The 4,474-nt window shown below is 65.7% G+C and carries 5 protein-coding genes; 3 read left to right on the top strand and 2 right to left on the bottom strand.

Annotation, left to right across the window (positions count from 1 at the left end):
- Positions 1 to 240 precede the first annotated feature (240 nt).
- On the bottom strand, positions 241 to 372 hold the full coding sequence (locus tag O2807_12480) for a hypothetical protein (GenBank protein MDA1001316.1): 132 nt from the start codon (positions 370 to 372) through the stop codon (positions 241 to 243).
- 34 nt (positions 373 to 406) lie between these two features.
- On the bottom strand, positions 407 to 1,291 hold the full coding sequence (locus O2807_12475) for a hypothetical protein (protein MDA1001315.1): 885 nt from the start codon (positions 1,289 to 1,291) through the stop codon (positions 407 to 409).
- Between the two features lie 190 nt (positions 1,292 to 1,481).
- On the opposite strand from O2807_12475, the gene O2807_12470 reads away from it, so the two are divergent.
- The 3 genes from O2807_12470 (at position 1,482) to O2807_12460 (ending at position 4,299) form a co-directional block, all read left to right on the top strand.
- On the top strand, positions 1,482 to 2,489 hold the full coding sequence (locus O2807_12470; protein ID MDA1001314.1) for an ABC transporter ATP-binding protein: 1,008 nt from the start codon (positions 1,482 to 1,484) through the stop codon (positions 2,487 to 2,489).
- A gap of 59 nt (positions 2,490 to 2,548) precedes the next feature.
- Positions 2,549 to 3,019: a RidA family protein gene (locus tag O2807_12465; protein ID MDA1001313.1), complete on the top strand. Its 471-nt coding sequence runs from the start codon at positions 2,549 to 2,551 to the stop codon at positions 3,017 to 3,019.
- A gap of 158 nt (positions 3,020 to 3,177) precedes the next feature.
- Positions 3,178 to 4,299: a sulfite oxidase gene (locus O2807_12460; GenBank protein ID MDA1001312.1), complete on the top strand. Its 1,122-nt coding sequence runs from the start codon at positions 3,178 to 3,180 to the stop codon at positions 4,297 to 4,299.
- Positions 4,300 to 4,474: the final 175 nt, after the last annotated feature.

The following is a 4,474-nucleotide window of genomic DNA, read 5'->3' as shown; positions in this document are numbered from 1 at the left end:
CGGGCGAAGCGAGGGCGGCGGAGGCGGCGCTTTGGGTGTCTCGCTTTGCTTCGGAGCCGCCGGCTTTTGTGCGGGCGGTGCGGCGGGCCCTGCATCTGCGGGACGGGCCAGGCACAGCAGTAGCGGCGCGAGGAGCAGGGGGCCGCTCCAACAACGGTTCCTGAGCGGATGCAAGAGGCGAGGGCTGAAGAATTGCTCCATGAGGCCTTGTTTTCCCGGCGGAGACTCTCGTTCCATTCGCTATCGTACCTTCGGCGCGGTGCTTCTGCAATCGAAAATGGAGGAAGGGGCGTCATCGCGGTAGCAAACGTTGAAGTTCTGGAAGTCCCGGCCGGCCGCTCCCAGTATCAGCGTGCGGATGGGTGGGCCCATGGGGTCGGCCTCGGAGCTTGGGGGAGGAAACGGATCAGGGCGTGGGGGCGGAGGGCGCCTCGCCCTGTGTCCCGGGGATGACGAGGTTCGGGTTCCACCCCGGGAAAGTCGCCAGCAAGCGCTGGAGCCCCGTGCGCGCCAGGCGCGTGTTCGTCTGCCAGATGAAGCCCTGCTGGGCGTAGCGGGGAAGGAGAAGAAGATTGTCCAGGAGGAATATCTGCTTCTCGTTGAAGGAAGCCTTCCAGAGGACTTTCCCGTCCCGGGCGTCCACCAGATAAACCGAGTAGGTGACGTGGGCACCCTTTTCGTCGTTCGCGAAGAGGGCGTTGCCCGATCGGTTGCGGAAGCGGGTGACGACGCCGGTGATGACCGCATCGAGCGCGCGCTCGGTGTCGGGCTGATCCGAGGAGCGGGCGACCGTACCCTGAAGTTTTTTCTTTGGCCCAATCTTTCCCTCGATATACTCCCCTGGGTAAACGGGCTGGAGGTTGGTGAGATAGGGCTCGATCCGCGAGACGAAGTGGTTCACCGTATTCGAGAGCCACTCGGCGTCGGCCTCCTCGTTGCGCACGTCCGCCTCTCTTCCCCCCCGGAGGCGGAATTCGAAGTTGAATCCGTCCTGGCGATCAAGGCGCGGCGGGGGCTCGACCTCATAGCGCGGCGAGGCGGAGATTCCCTCGTAGAAGATGGTGGCGACCGTCTGACCCGCCCCCTCGACGCCCGATTCGTTGCGGAAGGGCAGGATGGCGATTCGCCGGATGGTGCGGCTCGTCAGGGCGGGCGATGCCTCCGCTTGCACTCCGCTTGGGGGGGCGAAGCTCCGCAAAATGGCCTCCGGGCCCTGGCCCGGGCGCGTGCCGCACCCTGTGGCCGCGGCAAAGGCGAGCAGCAGAAAAAAGGCGGAATGCTTTTTCCGCATCGGATATCCTCAGAAAAAGGGATACGATAAACGACAAGGTCCCTATTGGAATATGACACCGGGAGCCGAAGAGGACAACCGGGCCCAAAATGACCGCGCCGGGGCAGTGGACACGGCTTTCCCTCCCTTTCTATAATGGGTGCCGTTCACCGAAAAACGGATACGCCCTTTCGACATGGAGACTGGCGATATGCCCCCGGCTCTGGAAGTTGGCACGAAAACGATTCTTGAGGTGCGGGATCTGCGGACGCATTTTCACACCCCCGAAGGTGTGGTCCGGGCAGTGGACGGGATGAGCTACTCCCTGCGCGAGGGCGAAACCATCGGCATTGTCGGAGAATCCGGCTGCGGAAAGACGGTTTCCGCCCTTTCCATCCTCGCCCTCATCCCGCAGCCGCCGGGGCGCATCACGGGCGGAGGCATCTGGTTCGAGGGCCGCGACCTGACGAAACTCCCCGTTTCGAAGCTTTCCAAAATCCGCGGAAACAAAATCTCGATGATCTTCCAGGAGCCGATGACCAGCCTGAATCCGGTCTTCACCATCGGCTACCAGATTGCCGAGGCGGTCATGCTGCATCAGGGCCTCCGGAAGCAGGCGGCGATGGACAAGGCGGCCGAGATGCTCGACCTGGTGGGCATCCCCCTTCCGCGCCAGCGGGTGAGGGAGTATCCCCACCAGCTCTCGGGCGGCATGCGCCAGCGGGCCATGATCGCCATGGCGCTCTCGTGCAATCCCCAGATTCTGATCGCCGATGAGCCGACGACGGCCCTCGACGTGACGATTCAGGCGCAGATCATGGAACTGATGGGGAAGCTCAAGGAGGATCTCGGCACCGCCATCATCCTGATCACCCACGACCTCGGCCTGGTGGCCGAATCCTGCCACCGGATCGTCGTCATGTACGCCGGCAAGGTGGTCGAGGAGGCATCGGCCGAGGAGTTGTTCGGGAATCCGCTTCATCCCTATACGGTCGGGCTGCTCAACTCGATCCCGAAGCTTCGGACCCGGCACGATGAGAAGGGGCGCAAGGGTCGGCTCGAGGAAATCCCCGGCATGGTGCCGAGCCTGCACCGGCTTCCCGAGGGATGCTCTTTCAACCCGCGGTGCACCAAGGTGATGGACCAGTGCCGCACCGTGGAGCCCGAGCTGCGCGAGGTGAAGCCCGGTCATTTCGTGAGCTGCCTCCTGTACGAGTAGCCTCCTGCACGAGTAAAAAACGCGAAGCCTCTTTCTTTCTTTGGTTTCGGAGTACAGCCATGGACATCGAAGCGCGCCTGAAGGAGCTGGGCCTCGAGCTTCCGCCCGTGCCCGTGGCGGTGGCGAACTACATCCCCGGCGTCGTGGTGGGCGAGGTGCTCTTCCTCTCGGGGACGATCGGCAAGATCGGGGACAAGCTCGTCCACAAGGGAAAGCTCGGCGCCGCGCTCACCGTCGAGGAGGGCTACGCGTCGGCCCGCCTGTGCACCCTCAACCATCTGGCGATGGCGAAGGCGGTCCTCGGCGATCTGGACCGCATCGTGCGCGCCGTGCGCCTCATCGGCTATGTGAACGGCGCCCCCGGCTTCACGAAGGCCCCCTGGGTGGTGAACGGCGCTTCGGACCTGCTCGTCGAGGTGCTCGGCGAGGAGCGTGGCCGCCACGCCCGCGCCGCCATCAACGTGCCCGACCTCACCTCGGACGCACCCGTCGAGACCGTCCTCACGCTGCAGGTAAAACCCCTGGGATGAGCGGCAAGGCCCGGATGCTCCTGATCGGGCGCGCGGTTCTCGTTCTCGGGGGTTGGATGGTGTCCTCCTTCATCGGCCCGCCCGCCCGCTTTCTGGTAAAGTAGCCAAAATTCATGGTTTCGGGAGCATGGTTTCAAAACATGGTTTCGGGAGAAAATATGTCCGGAAGAGAAAAGCGAAGCCTGCCCACCGTGGGGGACGGGCGCCTGCACGCAGAGGACGACCGCTTCTACCGCGAGGAGGTCTTCTCCGCCTCGCGCAACAGCGCGCTGCCCCTCGAAGCGCTGGAAAAGCCCATCACCCCCGCCGGGATGCACTACGTCCTCCACCACTACGACGTCCCCCAGCCCGATCCGGCCGCCTGGCGGCTCGAGGTCGGCGGTCTCGTCGAAAAGCCGCTCTCCTTGTCGCTCGATGCCCTCCGCGGGATGCCCGCCGCGGCCTACGCCGCCGTCTTCGAGTGCGCCGGAAACGGAAGGGCGCACATGGCGCCGCGCCGCCTCTCCCAGCCCTGGTTCCACGGCGGGGTCGGCTGCGCCGAATGGCGGGGTGTGCGCCTTCGCGCGGTGCTGGAGGCTGCAGGCGTCAAGGCCGGGGCCCCCGAGATCCTCTTCACCGGCCTCGATGAGGGCGTCCAGGGCGGCGAGCGGCAGTTCTACCAGCGGAGCCTCCCGGTGAAAGAGGCCATGGGAGAGGCCTCCCTCCTCGCCTGGGAGATGAACGGGCAGCCCCTCCCCGCGGCCCACGGCGCTCCGCTCCGCCTCGTGGTTCCCGGCTGGTACGGCATGGCCAACGTCAAGTGGCTCGGCCGCATCGAGGCCATCGGCGAGCCCTTCCACGGCTACCAGATGGATGTCGCCTACGTCGCCTCCAAGAGCGCAGACGCCCCCGGCGCGCGCATCACCCTCATGAAGCCCCGCGCCCTCATGGCCCCGCCCGGCATCCCCGTCTACATGAGCGCGGGCGGGCGCATCTGCGATGCGGGCGAGGTCCACATCGAGGGAAAAGCCTGGTCCGGTCGGGCGCGCATCATCCGCGTCGAGGTCAGCACCGACGGCGGCGCGAGCTGGCAGGCCGCCGGGCTCGGCGCGGCCCGCTCCCCGCACGCCTGGGCCCCCTGGTTCTTCAAGTGGAACGCCGCCCCTGGCCGCCACACCCTGATCTGCCGCGCCACGGATGAGACCGGGGAGATGCAGCCGCTCGATCCCGAGTGGAACGTCGAGGGGATGATCAACAACGCCGTCCAGCGCGTCGAAGTCGAAGTGAAGTCATCGAAGTGAAGTCGTCGAAGTGAAACAGGGGAGGGGAGAACATGGGTGCAGCCGGGGTTCCGGGGGGAAAACTCCTGAGCGGCGAGTTTATGGGGTGGGTCCTCTGGCTCCTCCTCTGGGGGGCGGGGATCGTCGGCGCCTTCTTCGCGGGCGCCATCATCGCCCTCGCGCTCGGCGAGAAAAT

The organism is bacterium (genome assembly GCA_027622355.1).
Classification (GTDB): domain Bacteria; phylum UBA8248; class UBA8248; order UBA8248; family UBA8248; genus JAQBZT01.
Note: the sequence above shows the minus strand (reverse complement) of the source record. Positions and strands in the feature narration are given on the sequence as shown.